The 19,863-nt window shown below is 63.0% G+C and carries 23 protein-coding genes; 13 read left to right on the top strand and 10 right to left on the bottom strand.

What is annotated here, in order from left to right:
* Window positions 1-56: 56 nt before the first annotated feature.
* The 5 genes from EBBID32_RS22415 to EBBID32_RS22395 all read right to left on the bottom strand — a co-directional run bounded on the left by EBBID32_RS22415 (window position 57) and on the right by EBBID32_RS22395 (window position 6,545).
* Window positions 57-2,372 (bottom strand): FtsK/SpoIIIE family DNA translocase, encoded by a 2,316-nt coding sequence (locus EBBID32_RS22415; RefSeq protein ID WP_006967555.1) that lies wholly within the window; start codon window positions 2,370-2,372, stop codon window positions 57-59.
* Between the two features lie 250 nt (window positions 2,373-2,622).
* Window positions 2,623-3,117, bottom strand: a complete 495-nt coding sequence (locus tag EBBID32_RS22410) for a GNAT family N-acetyltransferase (protein ID WP_006967554.1) — start codon at window positions 3,115-3,117, stop codon at window positions 2,623-2,625.
* The gene (locus EBBID32_RS22405) at window positions 3,118-4,017 is read right to left on the bottom strand and encodes a DMT family transporter (protein ID WP_006967553.1); all 900 of its coding nucleotides are present in this window, start codon (window positions 4,015-4,017) and stop codon (window positions 3,118-3,120) included.
* A gap of 20 nt (window positions 4,018-4,037) precedes the next feature.
* A complete protein-coding gene (gene ispG, locus EBBID32_RS22400; protein ID WP_006967552.1) occupies window positions 4,038-5,198 on the bottom strand; it encodes a flavodoxin-dependent (E)-4-hydroxy-3-methylbut-2-enyl-diphosphate synthase in 1,161 nt (386 codons plus the stop codon).
* A gap of 51 nt (window positions 5,199-5,249) precedes the next feature.
* Window positions 5,250-6,545, bottom strand: coding sequence for an OmpP1/FadL family transporter (locus EBBID32_RS22395; RefSeq protein WP_006967551.1), 1,296 nt, complete (start codon window positions 6,543-6,545; stop codon window positions 5,250-5,252).
* On the opposite strand from EBBID32_RS22395, the gene EBBID32_RS24350 reads away from it, so the two are divergent.
* Complete coding sequence (locus EBBID32_RS24350) at window positions 6,544-6,777, top strand: hypothetical protein (protein ID WP_006967550.1); 234 nt, start codon at window positions 6,544-6,546, stop codon at window positions 6,775-6,777. The genes EBBID32_RS22395 and EBBID32_RS24350 overlap by 2 nt on opposite strands.
* A gap of 172 nt (window positions 6,778-6,949) precedes the next feature.
* Here the strand turns inward: EBBID32_RS24350 and pgmG are convergent, their stop codons facing one another.
* The 3 genes from pgmG to EBBID32_RS22380 are packed head-to-tail and all read right to left on the bottom strand — an operon-like array spanning window position 6,950 to window position 9,545.
* Complete coding sequence (pgmG, locus tag EBBID32_RS22390; protein WP_006967549.1) at window positions 6,950-8,317, bottom strand: phosphoglucomutase/phosphomannomutase PgmG; 1,368 nt, start codon at window positions 8,315-8,317, stop codon at window positions 6,950-6,952.
* Window positions 8,314-8,739, bottom strand: coding sequence for a J domain-containing protein (locus EBBID32_RS22385; RefSeq protein ID WP_006967548.1), 426 nt, complete (start codon window positions 8,737-8,739; stop codon window positions 8,314-8,316). Before EBBID32_RS22385 ends, pgmG begins: the two co-directional genes overlap by 4 nt.
* Complete coding sequence (locus EBBID32_RS22380) at window positions 8,739-9,545, bottom strand: division plane positioning ATPase MipZ (protein WP_006967547.1); 807 nt, start codon at window positions 9,543-9,545, stop codon at window positions 8,739-8,741. The genes EBBID32_RS22385 and EBBID32_RS22380 overlap by 1 nt, the downstream gene beginning before the upstream one ends.
* A 110-nt stretch (window positions 9,546-9,655) precedes the next feature.
* On the opposite strand from EBBID32_RS22380, the gene panC reads away from it, so the two are divergent.
* Window positions 9,656-10,501, top strand: coding sequence for a pantoate--beta-alanine ligase (panC, locus tag EBBID32_RS22375; protein WP_006967545.1), 846 nt, complete (start codon window positions 9,656-9,658; stop codon window positions 10,499-10,501).
* A gap of 367 nt (window positions 10,502-10,868) precedes the next feature.
* On the opposite strand, the gene EBBID32_RS22370 is transcribed toward panC, so the two are convergent.
* On the bottom strand, window positions 10,869-11,309 hold the full coding sequence (locus tag EBBID32_RS22370; RefSeq protein ID WP_006967544.1) for a CopD family protein: 441 nt from the start codon (window positions 11,307-11,309) through the stop codon (window positions 10,869-10,871).
* Window positions 11,309-12,364 carry a uroporphyrinogen decarboxylase gene (gene hemE, locus EBBID32_RS22365; RefSeq protein ID WP_006967543.1) on the bottom strand — a complete coding sequence of 352 codons (1,056 nt, stop codon included), beginning with the start codon at window positions 12,362-12,364 and terminating at the stop codon, window positions 11,309-11,311. Before hemE ends, EBBID32_RS22370 begins: the two co-directional genes overlap by 1 nt.
* Before the next feature lie 290 nt (window positions 12,365-12,654).
* Between hemE and EBBID32_RS22360 the strand changes: the two genes are divergently transcribed.
* The 11 genes from EBBID32_RS22360 to EBBID32_RS22310 all read left to right on the top strand — a co-directional run bounded on the left by EBBID32_RS22360 (window position 12,655) and on the right by EBBID32_RS22310 (window position 19,769).
* Window positions 12,655-13,482 (top strand): pyruvate, water dikinase regulatory protein, encoded by an 828-nt coding sequence (locus tag EBBID32_RS22360; protein ID WP_006967542.1) that lies wholly within the window; start codon window positions 12,655-12,657, stop codon window positions 13,480-13,482.
* Entirely contained in the window at window positions 13,479-14,072 is a 594-nt protein-coding gene (locus EBBID32_RS22355) for a Maf family protein (protein ID WP_006967540.1), read from the top strand. Before EBBID32_RS22360 ends, EBBID32_RS22355 begins: the two co-directional genes overlap by 4 nt.
* Window positions 14,069-14,893: a shikimate dehydrogenase gene (gene aroE / locus EBBID32_RS22350; protein ID WP_006967538.1), complete on the top strand. Its 825-nt coding sequence runs from the start codon at window positions 14,069-14,071 to the stop codon at window positions 14,891-14,893. The genes EBBID32_RS22355 and aroE overlap by 4 nt, the downstream gene beginning before the upstream one ends.
* An 11-nt stretch (window positions 14,894-14,904) precedes the next feature.
* Complete coding sequence (gene coaE / locus EBBID32_RS22345; protein WP_006967536.1) at window positions 14,905-15,498, top strand: dephospho-CoA kinase; 594 nt, start codon at window positions 14,905-14,907, stop codon at window positions 15,496-15,498.
* Window positions 15,499-15,530: 32 nt separating this feature from the next.
* Complete coding sequence (dnaQ, locus tag EBBID32_RS22340) at window positions 15,531-16,232, top strand: DNA polymerase III subunit epsilon (RefSeq protein ID WP_037492484.1); 702 nt, start codon at window positions 15,531-15,533, stop codon at window positions 16,230-16,232.
* A gap of 75 nt (window positions 16,233-16,307) precedes the next feature.
* Complete coding sequence (hpf, locus tag EBBID32_RS22335; RefSeq protein ID WP_006967534.1) at window positions 16,308-16,913, top strand: ribosome hibernation-promoting factor, HPF/YfiA family; 606 nt, start codon at window positions 16,308-16,310, stop codon at window positions 16,911-16,913.
* Between the two features lie 131 nt (window positions 16,914-17,044).
* On the top strand, window positions 17,045-17,512 hold the full coding sequence (locus EBBID32_RS22330) for a PTS sugar transporter subunit IIA (protein ID WP_006967529.1): 468 nt from the start codon (window positions 17,045-17,047) through the stop codon (window positions 17,510-17,512).
* Window positions 17,472-17,969 (top strand): PaaI family thioesterase, encoded by a 498-nt coding sequence (locus EBBID32_RS22325; protein WP_037492483.1) that lies wholly within the window; start codon window positions 17,472-17,474, stop codon window positions 17,967-17,969. The genes EBBID32_RS22330 and EBBID32_RS22325 overlap by 41 nt, the downstream gene beginning before the upstream one ends.
* Entirely contained in the window at window positions 17,959-18,312 is a 354-nt protein-coding gene (locus tag EBBID32_RS22320) for a DUF1491 family protein (protein ID WP_051093409.1), read from the top strand. The genes EBBID32_RS22325 and EBBID32_RS22320 overlap by 11 nt, the downstream gene beginning before the upstream one ends.
* Window positions 18,313-18,488: 176 nt before the next feature.
* Window positions 18,489-19,160 (top strand): cell wall hydrolase, encoded by a 672-nt coding sequence (locus EBBID32_RS22315; protein WP_006967526.1) that lies wholly within the window; start codon window positions 18,489-18,491, stop codon window positions 19,158-19,160.
* 114 nt (window positions 19,161-19,274) lie between these two features.
* Entirely contained in the window at window positions 19,275-19,769 is a 495-nt protein-coding gene (locus EBBID32_RS22310) for an MmcB family DNA repair protein (protein ID WP_037492482.1), read from the top strand.
* Window positions 19,770-19,863 lie beyond the last annotated feature (94 nt).

Genomic DNA, 19,863 nt, shown 5'->3' with positions numbered 1-19,863 from the left:
TGAACGACCTGTGAACCCGCCCGTTCCCTGCCGTTCAGCTCCAACCCCGCGACAGGCTATAGCGGATTGCCATTTTCATCGCGCAGCACTTCGCGGCGGCCGACATGGTTGGGGGGGCCGACCAGCCCTTCCTCTTCCATCTTCTCGATCAGGCGTGCGGCGCTGTTATAGCCGACGCGCAATTGCCGTTGGAGCCAGCTGGTCGAGGCTTTCTGATTCTCGAACACCAATTGGCAGGCCTTACGGAAGAGTTGGGCGTCGGGGCTGTCGTCGCCCAGGTCCACGCCGTCCAGCGCGAAGCTGCCCTCCTCCGGCTCTTCGGTGACGGCCTGGATATAGTCGGGCTGGCCCTGCGCGCGCCAATGGTCGGCGACGACGCGGACTTCATCGTCGGACACGAACGGGCCATGGACGCGCATCAACCCCTTGCCGCCGTGCATGTAGAGCATGTCGCCCTTGCCGAGCAATTGTTCGGCGCCCTGCTCGCCCAATATGGTGCGGCTGTCGATCTTGCTGGTGACGAAGAAGCTGATCCGGGTCGGCAGGTTCGCCTTGATAACGCCGGTGATGACGTCGACCGAGGGGCGCTGGGTGGCCAGGATCAGGTGGATGCCGGCGGCGCGGGCTTTCTGCGCCAGCCGCTGGATCAGGAATTCGACTTCCTTGCCCGCCGTCATCATCAGGTCGGCCAGTTCGTCCACCACCACCACGATCTGCGGCAGCGGCTGGAAATCGAGCTGTTCTTCTTCGTAGATGGGCTTGCCATTTTCGGGGTCATAGCCGGTCTGGACACGGCGACCGAGCGGCTTGCCCTTGGCTTTCGCCGCACGGACCTTCTCATTATAATTGGCGAGGTTGCGGACCGAGATGGACGCCATCATGCGATAACGATCCTCCATCTGCTCAACTGCCCATTTGAGCGCGCGGATCGCCTTTTGCGGTTCGGTGACGACCGGGGACAAAAGATGCGGGATGTCGTCATAGGTCGACAGTTCCAGCATCTTGGGGTCGATCATGATGAGGCGCAACTGATCGGGGGTCATCCGGTAGAGCAGCGAGAGAATCATCGCGTTGAGGCCGACGGACTTGCCCGACCCGGTGGTGCCCGCGATCAGCAGATGCGGCATAGGAGCAAGGTCGGCGATGATCGGCTCGCCGGAGATATTCTTGCCCAGGATGATCGGCAGCGTCCCTTCGCCGCCAAATTGTTCGCTGGTGATGAGTTCGCGGAAGGACACGCCTTCGCGATGGACATTGGGCAGTTCGATGCCGATGACGGTGCGGCCCGGAATCGTCGCGACGCGGGCGGACAGCGCCGACATGTTGCGGGCGATGTCGTCGGCCAGCGCGATCACCCGACTCGCCTTGATGCCGGGCGCGGGTTCCAGTTCATACATGGTGACGACCGGGCCTGGGCGGACCTCGACGATATTGCCCTTCACATGAAAGTCGTCGAGCACCGATTCGAGTAGCCGGGCGTTGCGCTCCAGCGCCGCCTTGTCGATCTTGCCGCCCTGGCTGGCGGGAATGGGGTTGAGCAGGTCGGCCGAAGGCAGCGAGCTATGGCCGAACAGATCATCCTGGCTGATCGGGGCCATCTGTCGCTGGGCGGGTGCGGGTTTGGGCGTCTGGATGGTGATGGGCGGCTTGGGTTCGTTGGATACGGTCTTGCGCGGGGCGATGACCCGTTCGCCGACCTCCTCCTCTTCCTCATCGGCGGCGCTGCTGCCCGTAAAGCCCAGGCTGGGTTTGGGCAGGCTGAGTTTGGGCAGGGTCGGGCGGCGCAGTGCGAGGATCGGCTTTTCCAATGCCAGGCTGCGGTAACAGGCGAACAGGCCGCCGATCATGGCAATGACGACGATAGCGCCGGTGATCCACGGTTGCGCCACCGGCACTTGCGCGGTCAGGCTGAATATCCCCTTGGCAGTGACGAGCGCGACCACCCCGCCCCAGCCCGCTGGCAGGCCGACCAGCGGATCACTCTGGAACAGGGCCAGCGCGATCCCGATCAGGATGATGCCGAACAGGCATTGGCCAAACTGACCTTTCCACGCGCTCATATCCTGATCGCCCCACAGGCGGCGCGCGGTGACCGCCATCAGTGGCAGGATCAGCGCAATCGGCACGCCCAGCAGCCAGAGCAGGAAATCGGCGGTCCAGGCACCCGGTGCCTGCATGACATTGGCGACATGATCGCCCGCCACCGTGTTCATTGACGGATCGCTCGGCGTATAGCTGAGCAGCGCCAGCGCCAGGAACAGGGTGGCCAGCATCAGCGCGATCGCCCCGATCAGCGCACCGCTGCGAAGCAGGCTGCGCTTGAGCATTTCGCGCCATTCGGGCGTGCGCTTCACTGTGCGGCTGACAGCCATGTTAACCCCGTGTCCCCCAAATGTTCCGTTTGCGCACAATGCGCCGGGCGGGGAGTCGGCGTCAAGGGTGCGCACCCACGGCTCGTCCCGCCCGATCCGTAACATTCCGTATGGCGAGCGGGGTCAGCGGCGGGGCAGGAAGAGGCCCGAAAGGAATTCGCCATGATCGCCGACTATTTCCCCGCTGTGGTTGCCCTGTCGCTGGGCGCCTTCGCCGCCATGCTGATCTATGTCAGCATTGAGGACGCACTCAAGCGGTGATCGGGGCCGTGGCGGCGAGCGCCTGAAGCGCGTCGCCGTCGAGCCGCTGCACCGTCCATTCGTCCATCGGCTGCGCGCCGATCGCGCGATAGACGGCGATGGCGGGCGCGTTCCAGTCCAGCACCGACCATTCCAGCCGGGCGCAGTCGCGATCGAGCGCAATCTGCGCCAGCCGGGCCAGCAACGCCCTGCCCGCGCCGATGCCGCGCGCCTCCGGTTTCACGAACAGATCCTCCAGATAGAGACCGGGTCGCCCTTCAAAGGTCGAGAAATTGTGGAAGAAGAGCGCGAAGCCAATCGCCGCGCCGTCCGTTTCCGCGATCAGCACTTCGGCCATGGGATGCGGGCCAAACAGATAGCGGGCCAGGGTCGCGGGGTCCGCCTTTACCGCATGGGCGAGCTTTTCATAGGCAGCCAGCGCGTGGATGAAGCCGACGATCGCGTCGATATCGTCCGGCGTTGCGGAGCGGATGGTCAGGGTCATTCAGGCGGTTCCCGGTTCGACATGGGCGATGGTCGCCCGCTTGCCGCGTGCCGTCATCAGGCAGGCGGCGATGATCAGCGCTGCGCCCGCCGCCGTATTCAGGGTCAGCCGTTCGCCAAAGGCCAGCCAGCCAACCATAGCGGCCCAGAGGAAGGCGCTATATTCGACCGGAATCAGCCGCTGCGCCTCCGCCCGCGCATAGGCCCAGGCGAGCGCGGCGAGCGATGTGAAGGCCAGGCCCGCTGCCAGCAGGATCAGCGGTATCGACGACGCGGTGGGCAGACGGGCGAAGAAGGGCGCGCCGATGGCGAACACACCCAGCATGACAAAATGCTGAAAGAAGGCGACCTCGATCGGCGAAGCGCGCTGTGCCTGCTGGCGTTGCAGGATGAGGTTCCAGGCGAACAGCACCGCCGACGCCAGCACTGCGAGCGCACCAAGCAGCGCGTCGCGATCATAGCTGCCAGCCAAGCGCCCCGACAGGATCACGCCGACCCCGACCAGTCCCAACAGCGATGCGCCGATCGCCTGCCGCCCGATCGTTTCGCCCAGCAGCAAGGCGGCGAGATAGAGCGCGATCAGCGGCGCGATGAAGGACAGGGCGATCGCTTCGGCGAGCGGCATCCGCATCAGCGCCCAGAAGAACAGCCCGGCCATCAGCGCCACGACCGATCCGCGCAGCATGTGCAGGCGCAGCACGGCGCGATCTGGCCAGCGCTGGCGGGTAACGAGCATCAGGCCAAGACCAAGCAACGTCCCCGTGATCGCGCGCCAGAACAGGGCGTTGTAGAGACCGATGGCCAGGCTCAGCCCCTTCATCGCCGCATCCATCACGGAAAACAGCGCGACGCCGATACAGCAGACGGCAAAGGGAATGAGGAAGCTGGCGCGCGCGGGCATGGTGGGTGTGATGTTGGGCGCTATTCCGCCGCTTCCGCCTTGCCCGCGTCGGTCATGTCGGCTTCGGCACTGGCTGCCTCGATCTCCGCTGCCTTGGCCTCGACCAGCCGAACGATATGGTCGATCATGCCATCGTCCTGGATGGTGTGGTCGGTGATGCCCGACAGATAGACCATATGCTTGCCATTGCCCCCCCCGGTCAGGCCGATGTCGGTTTCGCGCGCTTCGCCGGGACCATTGACGACGCAACCCAGGACAGAGAGCGAGAGCGGCGTGTGGATATGCTGGAGCCGTTCTTCGAGCGCCTGTACGGTGCGGATGACATCGAAGCCCTGTCGTGCGCAGGACGGGCAGGAGATGACCTTCACGCCACGGGTGCGGATGCCCAGCGACTTCAATATCTCATAGCCGACCCGCACTTCTTCTTCCGGTTCGGCGGAGAGCGAGACGCGGATGGTATCGCCGACCCCGGCCCAGAGCAGATTGCCGATGCCGATCGCGCTTTTGACGGTGCCGCCGATCAGACCGCCCGCTTCTGTAATGCCCAGATGGAGGGGGCAATCAACCGCGTCGGCCAGTTGCATATAGGCCGCGACCGCCAGGAACACGTCGCTGGCCTTCACCGCGACCTTATATTCGTGGAAATCCTGATCTTGCAGCAGCTTGATATGGTCGAGCGCGCTTTCGACCAGCGCTTCGGGGCAGGGTTCGCCATATTTTTCGAGCAGATCCTTTTCGAGGCTGCCTGCGTTGACGCCGATGCGGATCGCGCAACCATTGGCCTTGGCCGCGTCGACCACTTCCTTGACGCGGGCTGACGATCCGATGTTGCCGGGATTGATCCGCAGACAGGCTGCCCCTGCGTCAGCAGCTTCGAGCGCGCGCTTGTAGTGGAAATGAATGTCGGCGACGATCGGCACGCGGGCGGCGCGGACGATCTGTTTCAAAGCGGCGGTCGATTCCTCGTCGGGGCAGGATACGCGGATAATGTCCACGCCCGCCTCTTCGCAGCGGCGGATCTGGTCGATCGTCCCCTTGATGTCGTGGGTCAGCGTGTTGGTCATGGTCTGGACCGTGACCGGCGCGCCACCACCCACCGGCACATTGCCGACCATGATCTGGCGGCTCTGGCGGCGGGCAATGTCGCGCCAGGGGCGCAGGCCGGGATTATGGTCGGACATTTATGAACGGCTCCATCAATATGCAGCCGCTATAGGGATGTTTGATGACCGTTAAAACCGCATCGTTAGGGAAGCGGCGAGTTGATCGACATTGCCGCTGGAGTTCGACAGGGTCGTGGTCGTGACAGTCGCGGGCGCGGGATAATAATGGTCCGGCCGGATGATATTCGCCTTTGCGACGAAATTATGCGCGTAGCTGAGATTCAGCGCCAGTGCAGACGAGACATTCCAGGTCGCGCCACCGCTCAGCCAGACGCGGTCGCCATCGGGGACCCGGGTGCTGAGAAATTGCGGATTGGTCGGCGTGCGATCGAACATCGTGCCGGCCCGCAGGGTCAACCGGTCGCTAACATCATATTCGCCGCCAGCGCTGACACTGTAGCCATCATGATAATGCATTTCCTTGACCGATGTGCCGGTCGCGGTGTTGATCGTGATCGCCTTGAATAGCGACCAATTATACCAGCGCGCGGTCAGCATCGCCCGCAATTTTGGCGTCAGCCGGTGCATCATACTGACCGTAACCATATCAGGCAGTTCGAGCGGCGCATTGGCGGCAAAGCTGCCGTTGGCCCCGACGAGCGGCCCCAGCAGTCCGCTAATCTCCTGTTCGCCTTTCAGCTTGTGGGTCATGCGCGAGCGATAATGGACGCCGAAATTGGTGTCGCCGCTGGTGTAGAACAGGCCAGCATTCCAGCCGACCGACAGATCGTCGCCCGCGATCGAGGCATGGCCGTCGGCAAGCAGCGGCGAGAGTTGCGGCAGGGCGTTGGTAAGCTTTACCTCGACATATTGCACGTCAACGCCGCCGCCGATCGAGAGGTTGTCACTGATCTTATAAGCGGCCGATGGCTGAACATTATAGGATTTCAGATCCGTATGCAGGGAATCGTACCGGCCAAAATAGCTTTCGTCATAATCCAGCTTCAGCCCGAAGGGGGCGTTGACGCCCAAACCGAGCCAGAGCCGATCGCCAACCTGCGCGGTGGCATAAAGGCTGGGTATGGGAATGATGCGTGCGAAAGGATTGCCGCCATCATTGCCGTTGACCGGCACCGATACAGGCAGGCCAGGAACCGTGCGGCTGGACCCGCGATTGCTCTGCTGCGCGGTCGCCGACAGGATGATGCCGCCCAGTGACATCTGGATGCCCGACAATTGGGTCATCGCCGCCGGGTTGAAGTAGACGGTCGATGGGTCGTCGCCTGCCGCAGCTCCGCCCGACAGGGCACGCCCGGTTTCCTTGGGCGATTGTTCCTGCAGATAGAAGCCCCCCGCCAGCGCCGGGACCGGTGCTGCGAGCACGCCTGACAACAGGAGGGGAAGAAGGCGACGGCTAAGGGTCATGGACGATCCTCTACTCAATATCGTGCCGGCACAGGCGCGCTATGCTGCACGCGACGGCCGACTTTGCGCAGCGCGGATAGCAGTATCGTGGTTAATTTCCAGTATCGCGGCGGTCCTGTTCATCGCATTTACAGTCGGTTGCGATGGTGAATTGCGGTCAGACGTTACGGCAGGACCGGAAAACCACTGGACAAAAAAAAGCCGCCCCGAAGGACGGCTGTATAAGTTTTAGGAGAGGATGCCTGAAAGGCGAGTTCCTTTTGCAATGCAGCACGGCTGGTCGCAAATGCGAAATATGACGGGGTGATTGCATAAAATGCAATCGTTTCCGGATTTATAGCTTTCCGTAAGGAAAAGGTGAAAGAGATGATGATAGCGATACCAAAAATTTTCTCGCCAGATCGTCAATCGGGCCGCTTGATCCCCGATTCGTACAGCTGTGCGTCTATCTGAACCATGAGTCGGGCCAGCCCTGCGCTGTCATGCGATTCGGCCCTGGCCACCAATGCCGCCTGGGTATTGGAGGCGCGCAGCAACCACCAGCCATCGGCCGTGCGGACGCGGGCACCGTCGATGGCATTCACGTCCGCGCCGCTAGCGCGCAACCGGGCCAATATTTCGTCAATCACCGCGAATTTGCGGTCCTCCGCCACTGGAAAACGAAGTTCCGGGGTGTTGGCAAGGTCGGGCATCGCGCCGCGCAGGTCGGTGATGCTGCGATCCGGTCGGGCGGCGCGGATCAGGCGGACGGCGGCGTAGAGGCCGTCGTCATACCCATAATAATCGTCGGCGAAGAAGAGATGTCCGGTCATCTCGCCGCCCAGCGGGCTGCCAATCTGCTTCATTCTGGACTTGATATGGCTGTGGCCGGTTTTCCACATGTCGGGCAGGCCACCCAGCGCGGCGATGGTATCGAACAGCGACTGGCTGGCCTTCACATCGGCGACAATGGCGGCGCCGGGCCGGTTTTCCAGTATGGCGGGGACGAACAGGCCCAATAGCTGGTCGCCCGCAATCACCCTGCCCTGCCCGTCGATCACGCCGATCCGGTCGCCATCGCCATCGAAAGCCACTCCGAAATCGAGCTGCTTGGCAAGGACAAGGGTACGCAGGTCCGCCAGATTCGCTTCATGCGAAGGATCGGGATGATGGTTGGGGAAATGGCCGTCTATTTGGGTGAAGAGCAGATGATGCTCACCGGGCAGGCGCTCGACGAGCTTCTCCACCACCTGCCCCGCCGCGCCATTACCCGCGTCCCAGCCGATGCGCCAGCCGGCTCCGTCAAACCCCTCGACCAGCCGATCGACATAGCGGTCGATGATGGTGAGGCTTTGACTCTGGCCAAAGCCTTCATCCCAGTCGCCCGCCGCGGCCATCGCGCCCAGTTGCTGGATAGCGTCGCCGAAAAAGGGCGCATGACCCTGCACCAGCTTGAAGCCATTTTGATCGCCGGGATTATGGCTGCCGGTTATCTGAATGGCACCGTCCACCTGGCCGACCATTTCGGCATAATAGAGCATCGGGGTCGGCCCCAGGCCAATGCGCAGCACGTCGATGCCGCTGGCGCACAGCCCCTCGACCAGCGCGCTTTCGAGCATCGGTGAACTGAGGCGCCCGTCATAGCCCACGGCAATGCGCGATCCCCCTGCCCGCGCGATGACGGTGCCGAAGCTGCGCCCCAGTGCCCAGGCGTCGGCGGCGTCCAGCGTTTCGCCGACCGTGCCGCGCATGTCATAGTCGCGCAGCAGGGTCGGGTCGAAACGGTGGCTCATTTGTCGGCCTGATGGCGCAGCAGCAGGTCACGCGCGGCATTGATCTGGGCGGCCAGTGCCTCCGTCCCGCCCTTGTCGGGATGGACCGAGGCGATCAGGCGGCGATGCGCGGCGCGGATCGTCTCGGCATCGGCGTCGGGCGCTACGCCAAGGAGCGCGCGGGCCTGTATGATATCCTGCGGTGGCACCGACTTTGGCGCGGCAGGTTTGCGCTGGCCCAATATTTTACCATGGCGCGCGAAAAAAAGTGCCGCACTGATCAGCAGCGGCGCGCCGATCACCGGCTTGCCCTTGGCCGCCAGCACCGCGCCGACCAGCGCCACGCCCAGCGCCATTCCATCTTTCGCGCTCATGCGTTGCAGCCTTCCTGTCCAGATCAGCCAGCCTGCAAGGCCCGCCAGCAGCAGCGCAAGCCAGCCCATCAGGCCGCGCCGATCAAGTCCATGGAGCCGACGCCGCTGCGTTCGGGCAGGGCCAGTCCCGCCACCATTTCCCGCAATTCCTGCCGCGCGGCGATATGGCTGACACCCAGTTCACCCAGATGCCCCTTGTCCAGCAGGGTCAGGCCCGACGGGAAAAGTTCACGGAAGATCACGCGCTCCGACAGGCCCGGAATGACGCGGAAACCGACGCGGCGGGACAATTCCATCAGCGCGTCGCCGACCCGCTTCTTGTTGCGGGCGTCCTGATGCTGAACGCGGTTGCGGAGCACCACCCAGTCGATCGACACGCCATCGGCCTTGGCCCTGGTCTTGCGCGCTTCAAAGATGAGTTCGGAATAGAAGGACAGGCGCTTGACCTTGAAACTTTCCGCATCGACCTGCCCGATCAGGTCGAAATCGACGAAACTGTCGTTCATCGGTGTGACCAGCGTGTTGGCGCGGGCGGCCATGTGACGGGCGAACACATCGTCGCGACCGGGCGTATCGACGATCAGGAAATCTGTGTCCTGCGACACGGCGGCGACTTCGGATTCGAGAGCCTCTATGCTGTCACCCTGAAGCACCGCAAAGGTGGGCGCAACCAGATCGATGCCCCGGCGACGCGCGGTTTCGGCGCGGTTTTCCAGATAGCGGGTGACGGTGCGCTGGCGCGGATCAAGATCGATCATGCTGACGCGATGGCCAAGCGCGGTCAGCGCAATCGCGGTGTGGACAGCAGTGGTCGATTTGCCGGTTCCGCCCTTTTCATTGGCGAACACGATGAGATGCGGCTGCGAATTGGCCATTGGACCCCTGATAACCCCGTTGATTGTCGCAATGATTCTTGACCGTCCAGCGACTGCGCGCCTAGCAGGACGTCCCTGTGTCCCCTGCCCTTATCGGAGCCGTTCCTCCCGTGCAAACCCTGTCTGACCTGCCCGCGCTATGCGCCGCCATTGCCGCGCTGAAAAGCGACGGAAAGCCGCTGGTGCTGGTGCCAACCATGGGCGCCTTGCATGACGGGCATATGGCATTGGTCGAGGAAGCCCGGCGGCACGGGCGGCATGTGGTCGTTTCGATCTTCGTCAATCCCAAACAGTTCGGGCCGAACGAGGATCTGGCCGCCTATCCAAGGCGGGAGGCCAAGGACGCGCAGATGCTGACCGCCGCCGGGGTCGACATTCTGTGGGCACCCACGGTCGATGTCATGTATCCGGCGGGCTTTGCCACCAATATCAGCGTGAGCGGAGTCAGCGACGGGCTGGACGGGGCGGCACGGCCGGGCCATTTCGATGGCGTGGCGACGGTGGTGACCAAATTGTTCAACCAGGTCCGTCCCGATGTCGCGATATTCGGCGAGAAGGATTATCAGCAGCTCGCCGTCATCCGGCGGATGGTGGCAGACCTCGACATGGGCATCGAGATTGTCGGGATGCCGACCCAGCGCGCTGAAGATGGGTTGGCGCTGTCATCGCGCAACGCCTATCTCAGCGACGATGAGCGCAAGGCGGCGCTGGCTTTGCCGCGGGCGCTGGGCGAGGCGAAACGGCAGATGGAAAAGGGCGGCGCGGTCGAGGAGGCGCTGGCCAAAGCGGTCGCGATGCTGAGCGCCCAGGGCTTTGATCCGGTCGATTATGTGACGCTGTGCGATGCGGTAACGCTGGAGCCGATGAGCGTGCTCGATCGCCCGGCGCGGCTGCTGGGCGCGGCGAAGCTGGGCAAGACGCGGCTGATCGACAATATCGCGGTCGATATTGCCTAACAACAAATTCCCGCCCTCCGTTCAAGATGCGATCATCCGGCTTAACTTCGCACTTTTCCCGGTAAATCGGACATTTTATGGCGTCAGGCTGATCCTATCGGAAAGCAACAGCGGGATGATAGCGGCGCGGGTGGATGTAGGACACTCCCCCTCCACCACCCTGCGGGCGGTCCCCCTCCCCGTGCTGGGCAGGGCTATTGCATATGGAACTGCCCCCTCCTTCATCGTCATGCTGAATTTATTTCAGCATCCATTTCTCGTCTCCAACAGCGGCTTTTGGGGCACGATGGATCCTGAAATAAATTCAGGATGACGTTGTCGGGATAACGAAAAGTCATATGCAATTCCCCTCCCGTGCCGGGGAGGATCAGAAAGGTTTGACGATCACTGCGATGACGATGACGGCGGCGGCGATGCCGGGGACTTCGTTGAACAGGCGCAGCTGCTTGTCGGTCAGGGTCCGCTGCCCCCTGGCCAGCTTCTTCGTATAGCCTGCAATCCAGCCATGATAAGCCGACAGGCCCAGCACGAAGAGCAGTTTGAGGTGGAACCAGCCAAAGCTCCACGCGCCAAGTTCCACCATCAGCATCAGACCGAATATCCAGGTCAGCACCAGCGAGGGGTTGAGGATGATTTTCAGGAGCCGCTTTTCCCGCGCGATCCATTTGCGGTCCTCGTCCGATCCGGGCGCGCTTTCCTGATGATAGACGAAGAAGCGCGGCATCATGAACAATCCCGCCATCAGGAAGATGACGAAGATGACATGGGCAGCCTTCACCCAGAGATAAGCGGCACCAAGATAAGCCATCAGACGCGCTCTCCGTTGCGGACATAGGCGATCAGCGCCTCGACATGCGCAATCGGCGTGTCGGGCAGGATGCCATGGCCCAGATTCATGATGTGGGGGCGATCGGCAAAGGCGGCGCGGATATTGTCCACCGCCTGTTCGACCGCCTGCCCGCCCGCGATCAGCGCCAGCGGATCGAGATTACCCTGGACGGGAAGCCCCTTGGGAAGAACCCGGCTGGCCCAGTGGGGATCGACCGTTTCATCGACACCGATCGCATCGACCCCGGTGCCGGCGGCATAATCGGGCAGTTTCGCGCCCGCCCCCTTGGGAAAGCCGATGATCGGGATAGTGGGATGAAGCGCCTTCAATTTGCGCACGATCGCGGCGTTGGGCTGGATCACCCAGCGATCGAACTGGAGCGGGGCCAGGCTGCCCGCCCAGCTGTCGAACAGTTGTACTGCTTCCACCCCGGCTTCAATCTGGCCCGACAGATAAGTGACGGTCGCGTCGACAATCGCGTCGATCAGCGCGCCGAAGCGGGCGGGATCGCCATAGGCGAGGCGCCGAGCCGCGCCCTGATCCTTGCTGCCCTGGCCAGCGACCATATAGGTGGCGATGGTCCAGGGGCTGCCAGCAAAGCCCAGGAAGGTGACCGAGGGGTCGAGCGCGGCCTTGACCTGCCGCACCGTCTCATAGACCGCCTCATAGCGGCTATAATCGGGTTTGAGCGCGCTCAGATCCGTTTCGGCAAGGATCGGGGCGAGGCGCGGGCCTTCGCCGGTCTCGAACCATAAATCCTGTCCCATGGCATAGGGGACGATCAGAATGTCGGAAAAGAGGATTGCGCCATCAAAGCCAAAACGACGCAAGGGCTGGAGCGTGACCTCGGCAGCGGCTTCGCTGTCATAGACGAGTTCGAGGAAGCCGCCCTTGTCCGCCCGGAGCGCGCGATATTCGGGCAGATAGCGTCCGGCCTGACGCATCAGCCACATTGGCGGCACGGCCGGGCAGTCGCCCAGGAGGACGCCAAGCAGAGGCTTGGTAGCAAGGACCGTCGGCGCGTCGAGGCTCATCTATTCTCTCTTAATATAGATTTAAGTAGGATGATGGAGATAGTAGGGACGTTGGCAGCGGGGTTTATGCGCTGTGCCCGGATTTGCCAACAGCTTGACTCCCTTTGGGCGCGCTTTGCCGTCCGAGTCAGTCACTCTATCCCCGTTATCCACAGGTTGTGGATGAAAATGCGGGTCTGTTGGGGGGTTGTGGATAAGATTCCCGGCTCCGTGGATGGACGAAAAGCCGGGATTTTGTCCCCAACTCCTCCCTTGCTTTATCCACAGCCTGCCCACACAGATAAACGCCTATGTCGCGCATCCACCTGCACCTCCTGTCGGACTCCACCGGTGAAACGCTGGAGAATATCGCCAAAGCCGCGATCGGCCTGTTCGAGAATGTCGAGGCGATCCGCCATTTCTGGCCAATGGTGCGATCCGAAGTCCATCTCGACCGGATCATGCAGGAAATAGCCGCCAATCCGGGGCTGGTGCTGTTCACCCTGACCAACCATGTGTTGCGACGGCGGCTGGAAACGCGCTGCCGGGCGCTGGGCCTGCCCCATGTCGCCGCGCTGGACAGCGTGGCGGATGCGCTGTCCAACATATTGGGGCAGGAAACGCGGACCCGGCCGGGGCGCAAACATATTCTCGACGAAGCCTATTTCGCCCGGATCGAGGCGATCCAGTTCACCATCGCCCATGATGATGGCGTGGGCCATGAAAATTGGGAAGAGGCCGACATCGTGCTGGCGGGCGTGTCGCGGGCGTCCAAGACACCGACGTCCATCTACCTTGCCAATCGCGGCTACAAGACCGCCAATATCCCGCTGGTCCCGGAATCCCCGCCGCCCAGGAGCCTTTACAGCCTCAAACATCCGATGATCGTCGGCCTGACCGTCAGTCCCGATCGCCTGATCCAGATCCGCCGAAACCGGCTGCTCTCGCTCAATCAGGCGCCGGAAACCGCCTATGTGGATAATGAGAAGGTGCAGGAGGAACTGGCCTTTGCCCGGCGGATGTTTGCCGATAATGGCTGGCCGGTGATCGATATGACCCGCCGGTCGATCGAAGAAGCCGCCGCGGCGATTATCAACCTGTTCAACGACCATGTTCTGGGTGAAGGGGCGGCATCATGATCGTGCTGGCATCGCAAAGCGCAAGTCGCCGGGCGCTGCTGGAGGCGGCACAGATACCGTTCGAGGCGCTCTCGCCCGGCGTGGACGAGGAGGCAGCCAAGGAGGCCTTGCGCGCCGACGGGCTGGACGCGCGGGCGCTGGCCGATGCGCTGGCGGAACTCAAGGCGCTCAAGGTTTCGCGCCGGGTGCCGGGCGGGCTGGTGCTGGGATGCGACCAGACGCTGAGCCTGGATGATGGCAGCATGATCGACAAGGCGGTCGACCGGGCCGATGCGGCGCGGATACTGCGGTTGCTGTCGGGGCGGGTGCATCATCTGCACAGCGCGGCGGTGATTGTGCTGAATGGCGAGCCGATCTGGCGGCATGTCGAGCGGGTGCGGATGACGGTGCGGCCCTTGTCCGAGACCTTTATCGAGACCTATCTGGACGGCGACTGGGACGAATGCCGCTGGTGCGTGGGTTGTTACCGGATCGAGGGACCGGGGGTGCAATTGTTCAACAAGGTCGAGGGCAGCCAGTTTGCGATTCAGGGCTTGCCTTTGTTGCCGCTGCTTGACTTTCTGCGCGTGCGCGGCGTTTTGGCCACATGACCGACACGCTCCCTTATGCAGAAGTGATTGGCGATCCGATCGCGCACAGCAAATCGCCGCTCATTCATAATTTCTGGCTGCAAGCGCTGGATATCGAGGCGGAATATCGCAAGACCCATGTGACGCCCGATGGTCTTGCTGCTTATTTCCTGCAACGGCGGGCCGATCCCGACTGGCTGGGGTGCAATGTCACGATTCCGCACAAGATTGCGGTGATGGACTATACCGACGATCCGGGCGGGGTGCGCACGCGGATCGGGGCGATGAACACGATCGCCAGCGAAACCGGCGGGCCGCTGATTGGCACCAATACCGATGCGGGCGGATTCCTCCAGCCGTTGCTGCGCGACAAATGGAAGGGGCACCATGCCGTTCTGATCGGCGCGGGCGGTGCGGCGCGGGCGATATTGTTCGCCCTGTCCAGCCTGGGCGTGCCGGACCTGACCATCATGGTCCGCGACACAGCCAAGGGGCAGGCGTTGCTCGACCGGGCGGGAATCAAGGGGACGGTCATCGGTCTCACCGATCCGCTGCCTGCCTGCGACCTGCTGGTCAACAGCACGTCACTGGGCATGGTGGGTCAGCCTGTGCTGGAACTGGACCTCACCCCCCTGCCCGCCAGCGCGACCGTTTACGACATTGTCTATGCGCCGCTGGAGACGGATTTGCTGAAAGCCGCGCGGGCGCGGGGTCTCAAGACGCTCGACGGGCTGGAGATGCTGATCGGGCAGGCGGCGCTGGCGTTCGATATATTTTTCGACGCGCAGGCACCGCGCGAGCTGGACGAGCAATTGCGCGCGCTGTTGCTGGCGGCGGACTGACGGGTAGCCCCATGAAGATTTACGGCCTGACCGGATCGATCGGCATGGGCAAGTCGGCCGTGGCGGCGATGTTCCGGCGCGAGGGCGTGCCTTTGTTCGATGCCGATGCGGAGGTGCATCGGTTGCAGGGACCGGGCGGCGCGCTGATTCCGGCGATCGAGGCACGCTTTCCCGGCACGACCGGACCCAAAGGGGTGGACCGGGCGAAACTGGGCGCGGCGGTCTTTGGCCATCCCCATGAGCTGCGGGCACTGGAAGCCATCGTCCATCCGGCGGTGCAGGCGGCACGGCGCGCCTTTTTGCGGCGGCACCGGTCGCGGCGTTTCGTGATTCTCGATATTCCGCTGCTGTTCGAGACGCATGGGCAAAAGCGGTTGGCGGGCGTGATCGTCGTCACCGCCCCGGCGTGGAAACAGCGCAAGCGGGTGCTCGCGCGGCCGGGGATGACCCCGGCCAAATTCCGCCGGATCGTCCATCTCCAGACCCCGGACGCGGAAAAAAGACGGCGGGCCGATCATATCATCCACACCGGCACGACCTTCACCCAGACCCGCGCGCAGGTGCGGCGTCTCGCCGCTTGCCTTGGCGCAAAGATGGGTCGATAAGGGTTTGCCCAAGAGTCGATATGAAGAGGGCGATGCGCGAGATTATTTTCGATACCGAAACGACCGGATTCGATCCGGCATCCGGCGACCGCATGGTCGAAATCGGCTGCATCGAACTGATCAATCGCGTACCCAGTGGCCGTACCTTCCATGCCTATTATAACCCGCAGCGCGATATGCCTGCCGCGGCCGAGGCGGTGCATGGCCTGTCGTCGATCTTCCTGAAGGACAAGCCGCTGTTCGCCAGCGGCGTGGACGATCTGCTCGCCTTTCTGGAAGATAGTCCGCTGGTCGCGCATAATGCGCGTTTCGATTTCGGCTTCCTCAATCATGAATTGCGACTGTGCGGCCGCGCCGACGTGTCGATGACGCGAATGATCGACACGGTGGCGATCGCACGGACGCTGCATCCGGGTGCCAAGCACAGCCTGGACGCGCTCTGCACCCGTTACGGCATCGATCGCAGCCATCGCATCAAGCATGGCGCGCTGCTCGACGCCGAACTGCTGGCGCAGCTTTACATCGAACTGACCGGCGGCCGTCAGATCGGCCTGGGTCTTGCACAGGAGGAGGAAAAAGCAGGTGTCGGAGGGGAACTTGGCGCTGGCGCCATGGTTCGCCCTGTTCGTCCCGCGCGCGTTTTTGCAGCGAGCGCGGCGGAGTTGGAACGGCATGTCAGGTTCATCGCGACCCTGGACAAGCCGATCTGGCTGGAGGAGGCGCAGCCGGGCTGAAAAAACGGCCCGCGTCCGTGCCTCCAGGCTATCCGGGCCGCTTCCTGCGACCCGGCAAGAACAAGGAGAAGGCATATGGATATTCGTGTTTCCGGGCATCAGGTCGACACGGGCGATGCGCTCAAGCAGCATGTCGCCGACCGCATGGAGGCGATGGCCGAGAAATATTTCTCCCGCACGATTTCGGCCCATGTGACCTTTCGACCCGCGCCGCACGGCGCCTTCCACTGCGACATCATCTGTCATGTCATGACCGGCCTGATCCTGAAGGGAGCAGGCGAGGCGCAGGAGGCGCATCCGTCCTTCGACCAGGCGGCGGACCGGATCGAAAAGCAGCTGCGCCGCTATATGCGCCGCCTGAAGGACAGGCATAGCCAGGCGACGGCTGCCGAGGCGCAGCGGGTCAGCAGCTTCAGCGTCGATGATATTGACGGGGCGGGCTACACCATTTTCGCTTCGCCGGTGGACGAGCATGAGGAAGTCGAGGATTCCCCGCTGATCGTCGCGGAAACCCGCGTCGATATTCCCGAAGCCAGCGTGTCCGACGCGGTGATGATGCTCGACCTGCGCAACACCAACGCGCTGCTCTTCGTCAATGCCGGGACGGCGGCCTACAACATGGTCTATCGTCGCCATGACGGCACGATCGGTTGGGTCGAACCGCGTCTGACGGCGAGCTGAACCGGGTCATCTGCCATGGGCCGCCTGTTGACCTGATGGTGCAGGCGGCTTATGGGGCCGGGCTTTATATTCCCCGATCACCGCGCATCTAGACCCCAGGCTGGGCGCGGCTCGGCTGGTTCGGACAGACCATGGTTGATTTTCACGACATTGTTTCAGCTGAAGCGCTCGCCACGGGCCTGACCGTGAACGGCAAGAAACAGTTGTTCCAGAAGATCGCGGCGCTGGCGTCCAGCGCCTATGGGCTGGATGTTGACGAAGTGGGCGACGCCCTGTTCGAGCGTGAGCGGCTGGGGTCGACCGGCTTTGGCGGCGGTGTCGCCATTCCCCATGCCAAGATTGCCGGGCTGGAGCGGATGTGCGGCATGGTCGTGCTGCTCGATCCGCCGGTGCCGTTCGATGCGGTGGACGATGCGCCGGTCGATATCGTGTTCGCCCTGCTTTCGCCTGTCGATAGCGGCGCGGAGCATCTCAAGACATTGGCGCGGGTGTCGCGCTATCTGCGCGATGAAAGCCAGGTCGTGCGGTTGCGCGGGGCCAAGTCGGCCGAAGCGCTCCATGCGCTGCTGGCCGGTGGCGGGGCACGTGACGCTGCCTGAGGCAGGCGCGCCCGCCAGCGGCGAGGCCGCACATTTCCGCGCGCTGGAAAATCTCTATCGTTCCGCGCCGATCAACCGGCTGTTCCGGTCGGAGATCGCAATTCATGAGCCGGGCCGCTGCGTCATCGATTTCGATGTCGATGAAAGCCAGTTCCATGCCGCCGGCGCGGTCCATGGCACGGTCTATTTCAAGATGCTGGACGACGCCGCCTTTTACGCGGCCAACAGCCTGGTCAGCGACCGATTTTTGCTGACCACCGCCTTCAACCTGCTGTTCACCCGGCCGATCGCGCCCGGCCGGATTCGCGCCGAGGGGCGATGGATCAGTGGCAAACGCCGCGTCTATGTGGCCGAGGCGAGTCTGGTCGATTCGGAGGGCGAGGAAGTCGGGCGGGGCACCGGCACCTTCATGCGGTCGCAATTCCCGCTATCATCGCTGCCGGGATATGGTGGCTGAGTCGCAGGACAATGCGCGGCTGACCAGTGCGATCCTGGTCAACGCGCTGGTGCGGCGGACGAACGCCGCGGGCGGCTTTGCGATGGTGCTGGTCAAGGGCGACGCGACCAGCGGCGTGATACTGATACAAGCCCTTGAAAAAGGGCGGGAAAGCGGATTGTTCGAGCGGGTATCGAACTTTGCCGGGGGTTATGCGTTGATGCGCTGTGGACCTTCCCCGGAGGATGGTCCGGAGGCGCTCGCCACCTATGTCGCGCGTCGGCGCAGATCGGACCCCGATCTGTGGATCGTCGAACTCGATATCCCGGAAGCAGAACGGTTCGCCGCTGAAACGATTTGCTGATCGTTGACATAGCGCAATGGTCCGTGCAGAGGCCCGCCCACGCTGAACGCGCAGGTTGCTGCATTCGTCCAAGGGGGGCGGAGGCGGTAAACACGCAGACGGGGGGCGGCCCAACGTCAGGGAATATGCGTTAAAAACGACGTTTAAGGCCAAGAACCGCACGTTTTTGAGTAGTAATGAGTTTTCGTCTGAGAGCCGCGATCATCGTGGCATTTGCACTGTCCGCCACTGCGGCAGTGACCGCTTCCGACATGTCGATCGCCGGTGAGTCGGTCCAGTCGGTAGCCTCCCTTTCGAGGGACAATGCGCTGATTTCAGCGCCTGCGGCCGCTTCAAAGCCCGCCATCACTTTTGCCGCGCCGCGCGAAATCGTGCAGCCGCTGGCTTCGGCCTCCAAGGCCAACCTTACTTATTCCACCGAATCCGACATTCAGGCCAACAGCCTGTCCGCGCTGGTCGACGCCCATGGCGACGCTGAAGCGGTGGACGGCGACATGAAGTGCCTGGCCGGAGCGGTCTATTTCGAATCCAAGGGCGAAAGCCTGGAAGGCCAGCTGGCCGTGGCGCGGGTGATCATCAATCGCGCCAGATCGGGCCGCTTCGCCGACAGCCTGTGCGGCGTCGTCTATCAGCCCAGCCAGTTCAGCTTCGTGCGCGGTCATGGAATGCCGCCGATCCGCGAACAGAGCCGGAGCTGGCGCGAAGCTGTCGCCATCGCCCAGATCGCGATGAACGACAGCTGGAACAGCCAGGCCGAAGGCGCACTGTTCTTCCACGCCCGCCGCGTTTCGCCGGGCTGGGGCAAGGCCAAGCTGGCGATGATCGACAATCATATCTTTTATCGTTGATTTGAGAATGTGCTGAGGCACATTGTGCCGGTGCGGCGCCAATCAAAAGAAGGCCGGTTCGGATTATCCGAATCGGCCTTTTCTTTTGTTCCCGACCTGTTCTAAAGTCGCGCGATGAGTAGCGCCCCTGTTGAAAACTGTTCCCCGTTGACCGACGGCACCGCGCTGGCGGTGGCGCGGGGGACGTTGCGGCTATTCTTTCGCCACGACATGAGCGGCATATTGGAAGTGCCGCTGCCCAATGGGCGGCGCGCGGACATCATGGCGATCGACGGGGCAGGGCGTCTGACGATCGTGGAGATCAAATGCAGCCGGGCGGATTTGCTGGGCGACATGAAATGGCCCGACTATTTCGACTATTGCGACCGCTATTATTGGGCGGTGCCGATGGGGTTCGACCTGTCGCTGTTCGAGAGCGAGGCGCTATGGCCCGCGCGCACCGGGTTGATCGTCGCGGATCAATATGACGCTGAACTGGTCCGCCCCGCGCCGATCGAGCCACTGGCGGCAGCGCGGCGCAAGGCGGAGACATTACGTTTTGCCCGGCGCGCGGCGCGGCGGCTGACCGCGATCAGCGACCCCGATCATGCGGCGGAGATCGGTTGGTAGGGGGGATTATCCAAAATCCTCCCCTGGCAGGGGAGGTGGCGCGCGCGAAGCGCGTGACGGTGGGGTGTCGTGCTATCGATAGGGTGACACCCCT

The sequence above is a fragment of the Sphingobium indicum BiD32 genome (genome assembly GCF_000382885.1).
GTDB classification, from domain to species: domain Bacteria; phylum Pseudomonadota; class Alphaproteobacteria; order Sphingomonadales; family Sphingomonadaceae; genus Sphingobium; species Sphingobium japonicum_C.
This window is presented reverse-complemented; position numbering and strand designations above follow the sequence as displayed.

Excerpts from the sequence above, each read along its gene's own strand:
- EBBID32_RS22415 (WP_006967555.1), bottom strand. The coding sequence starts at position 2,372 with ATGGCTGTCAGCCGCACAGTGAAGCGCACGCCCGAATGGCGCGAAATG.
- dnaQ (WP_037492484.1), top strand. The coding sequence starts at position 15,531 with ATGCGCGAGATTATTTTCGATACCGAAACGACCGGATTCGATCCGGCA.
- EBBID32_RS22380 (WP_006967547.1), bottom strand. The coding sequence starts at position 9,545 with ATGGCCAATTCGCAGCCGCATCTCATCGTGTTCGCCAATGAAAAGGGC.
- EBBID32_RS22355 (WP_006967540.1), top strand. The coding sequence starts at position 13,479 with ATGATCGTGCTGGCATCGCAAAGCGCAAGTCGCCGGGCGCTGCTGGAG.
- pgmG (WP_006967549.1), bottom strand. The coding sequence starts at position 8,317 with ATGAGCCACCGTTTCGACCCGACCCTGCTGCGCGACTATGACATGCGC.
- EBBID32_RS22385 (WP_006967548.1), bottom strand. The coding sequence starts at position 8,739 with ATGGGCTGGCTTGCGCTGCTGCTGGCGGGCCTTGCAGGCTGGCTGATC.
- EBBID32_RS22370 (WP_006967544.1), bottom strand. The coding sequence starts at position 11,309 with ATGGCTTATCTTGGTGCCGCTTATCTCTGGGTGAAGGCTGCCCATGTC.
- EBBID32_RS22395 (WP_006967551.1), bottom strand. The coding sequence starts at position 6,545 with ATGACCCTTAGCCGTCGCCTTCTTCCCCTCCTGTTGTCAGGCGTGCTC.
- coaE (WP_006967536.1), top strand. The coding sequence starts at position 14,905 with ATGAAGATTTACGGCCTGACCGGATCGATCGGCATGGGCAAGTCGGCC.
- hpf (WP_006967534.1), top strand. The coding sequence starts at position 16,308 with ATGGATATTCGTGTTTCCGGGCATCAGGTCGACACGGGCGATGCGCTC.
- aroE (WP_006967538.1), top strand. The coding sequence starts at position 14,069 with ATGACCGACACGCTCCCTTATGCAGAAGTGATTGGCGATCCGATCGCG.
- EBBID32_RS22320 (WP_051093409.1), top strand. The coding sequence starts at position 17,959 with ATGGTGGCTGAGTCGCAGGACAATGCGCGGCTGACCAGTGCGATCCTG.
- EBBID32_RS22325 (WP_037492483.1), top strand. The coding sequence starts at position 17,472 with ATGCGCTGCTGGCCGGTGGCGGGGCACGTGACGCTGCCTGAGGCAGGC.
- ispG (WP_006967552.1), bottom strand. The coding sequence starts at position 5,198 with ATGTCCGACCATAATCCCGGCCTGCGCCCCTGGCGCGACATTGCCCGC.
- EBBID32_RS22405 (WP_006967553.1), bottom strand. The coding sequence starts at position 4,017 with ATGCCCGCGCGCGCCAGCTTCCTCATTCCCTTTGCCGTCTGCTGTATC.
- EBBID32_RS22330 (WP_006967529.1), top strand. The coding sequence starts at position 17,045 with ATGGTTGATTTTCACGACATTGTTTCAGCTGAAGCGCTCGCCACGGGC.
- EBBID32_RS22410 (WP_006967554.1), bottom strand. The coding sequence starts at position 3,117 with ATGACCCTGACCATCCGCTCCGCAACGCCGGACGATATCGACGCGATC.
- EBBID32_RS22310 (WP_037492482.1), top strand. The coding sequence starts at position 19,275 with ATGAGTAGCGCCCCTGTTGAAAACTGTTCCCCGTTGACCGACGGCACC.
- hemE (WP_006967543.1), bottom strand. The coding sequence starts at position 12,364 with ATGAGCCTCGACGCGCCGACGGTCCTTGCTACCAAGCCTCTGCTTGGC.
- EBBID32_RS24350 (WP_006967550.1), top strand. The coding sequence starts at position 6,544 with ATGGACGATCCTCTACTCAATATCGTGCCGGCACAGGCGCGCTATGCT.
- EBBID32_RS22315 (WP_006967526.1), top strand. The coding sequence starts at position 18,489 with ATGAGTTTTCGTCTGAGAGCCGCGATCATCGTGGCATTTGCACTGTCC.
- EBBID32_RS22360 (WP_006967542.1), top strand. The coding sequence starts at position 12,655 with ATGTCGCGCATCCACCTGCACCTCCTGTCGGACTCCACCGGTGAAACG.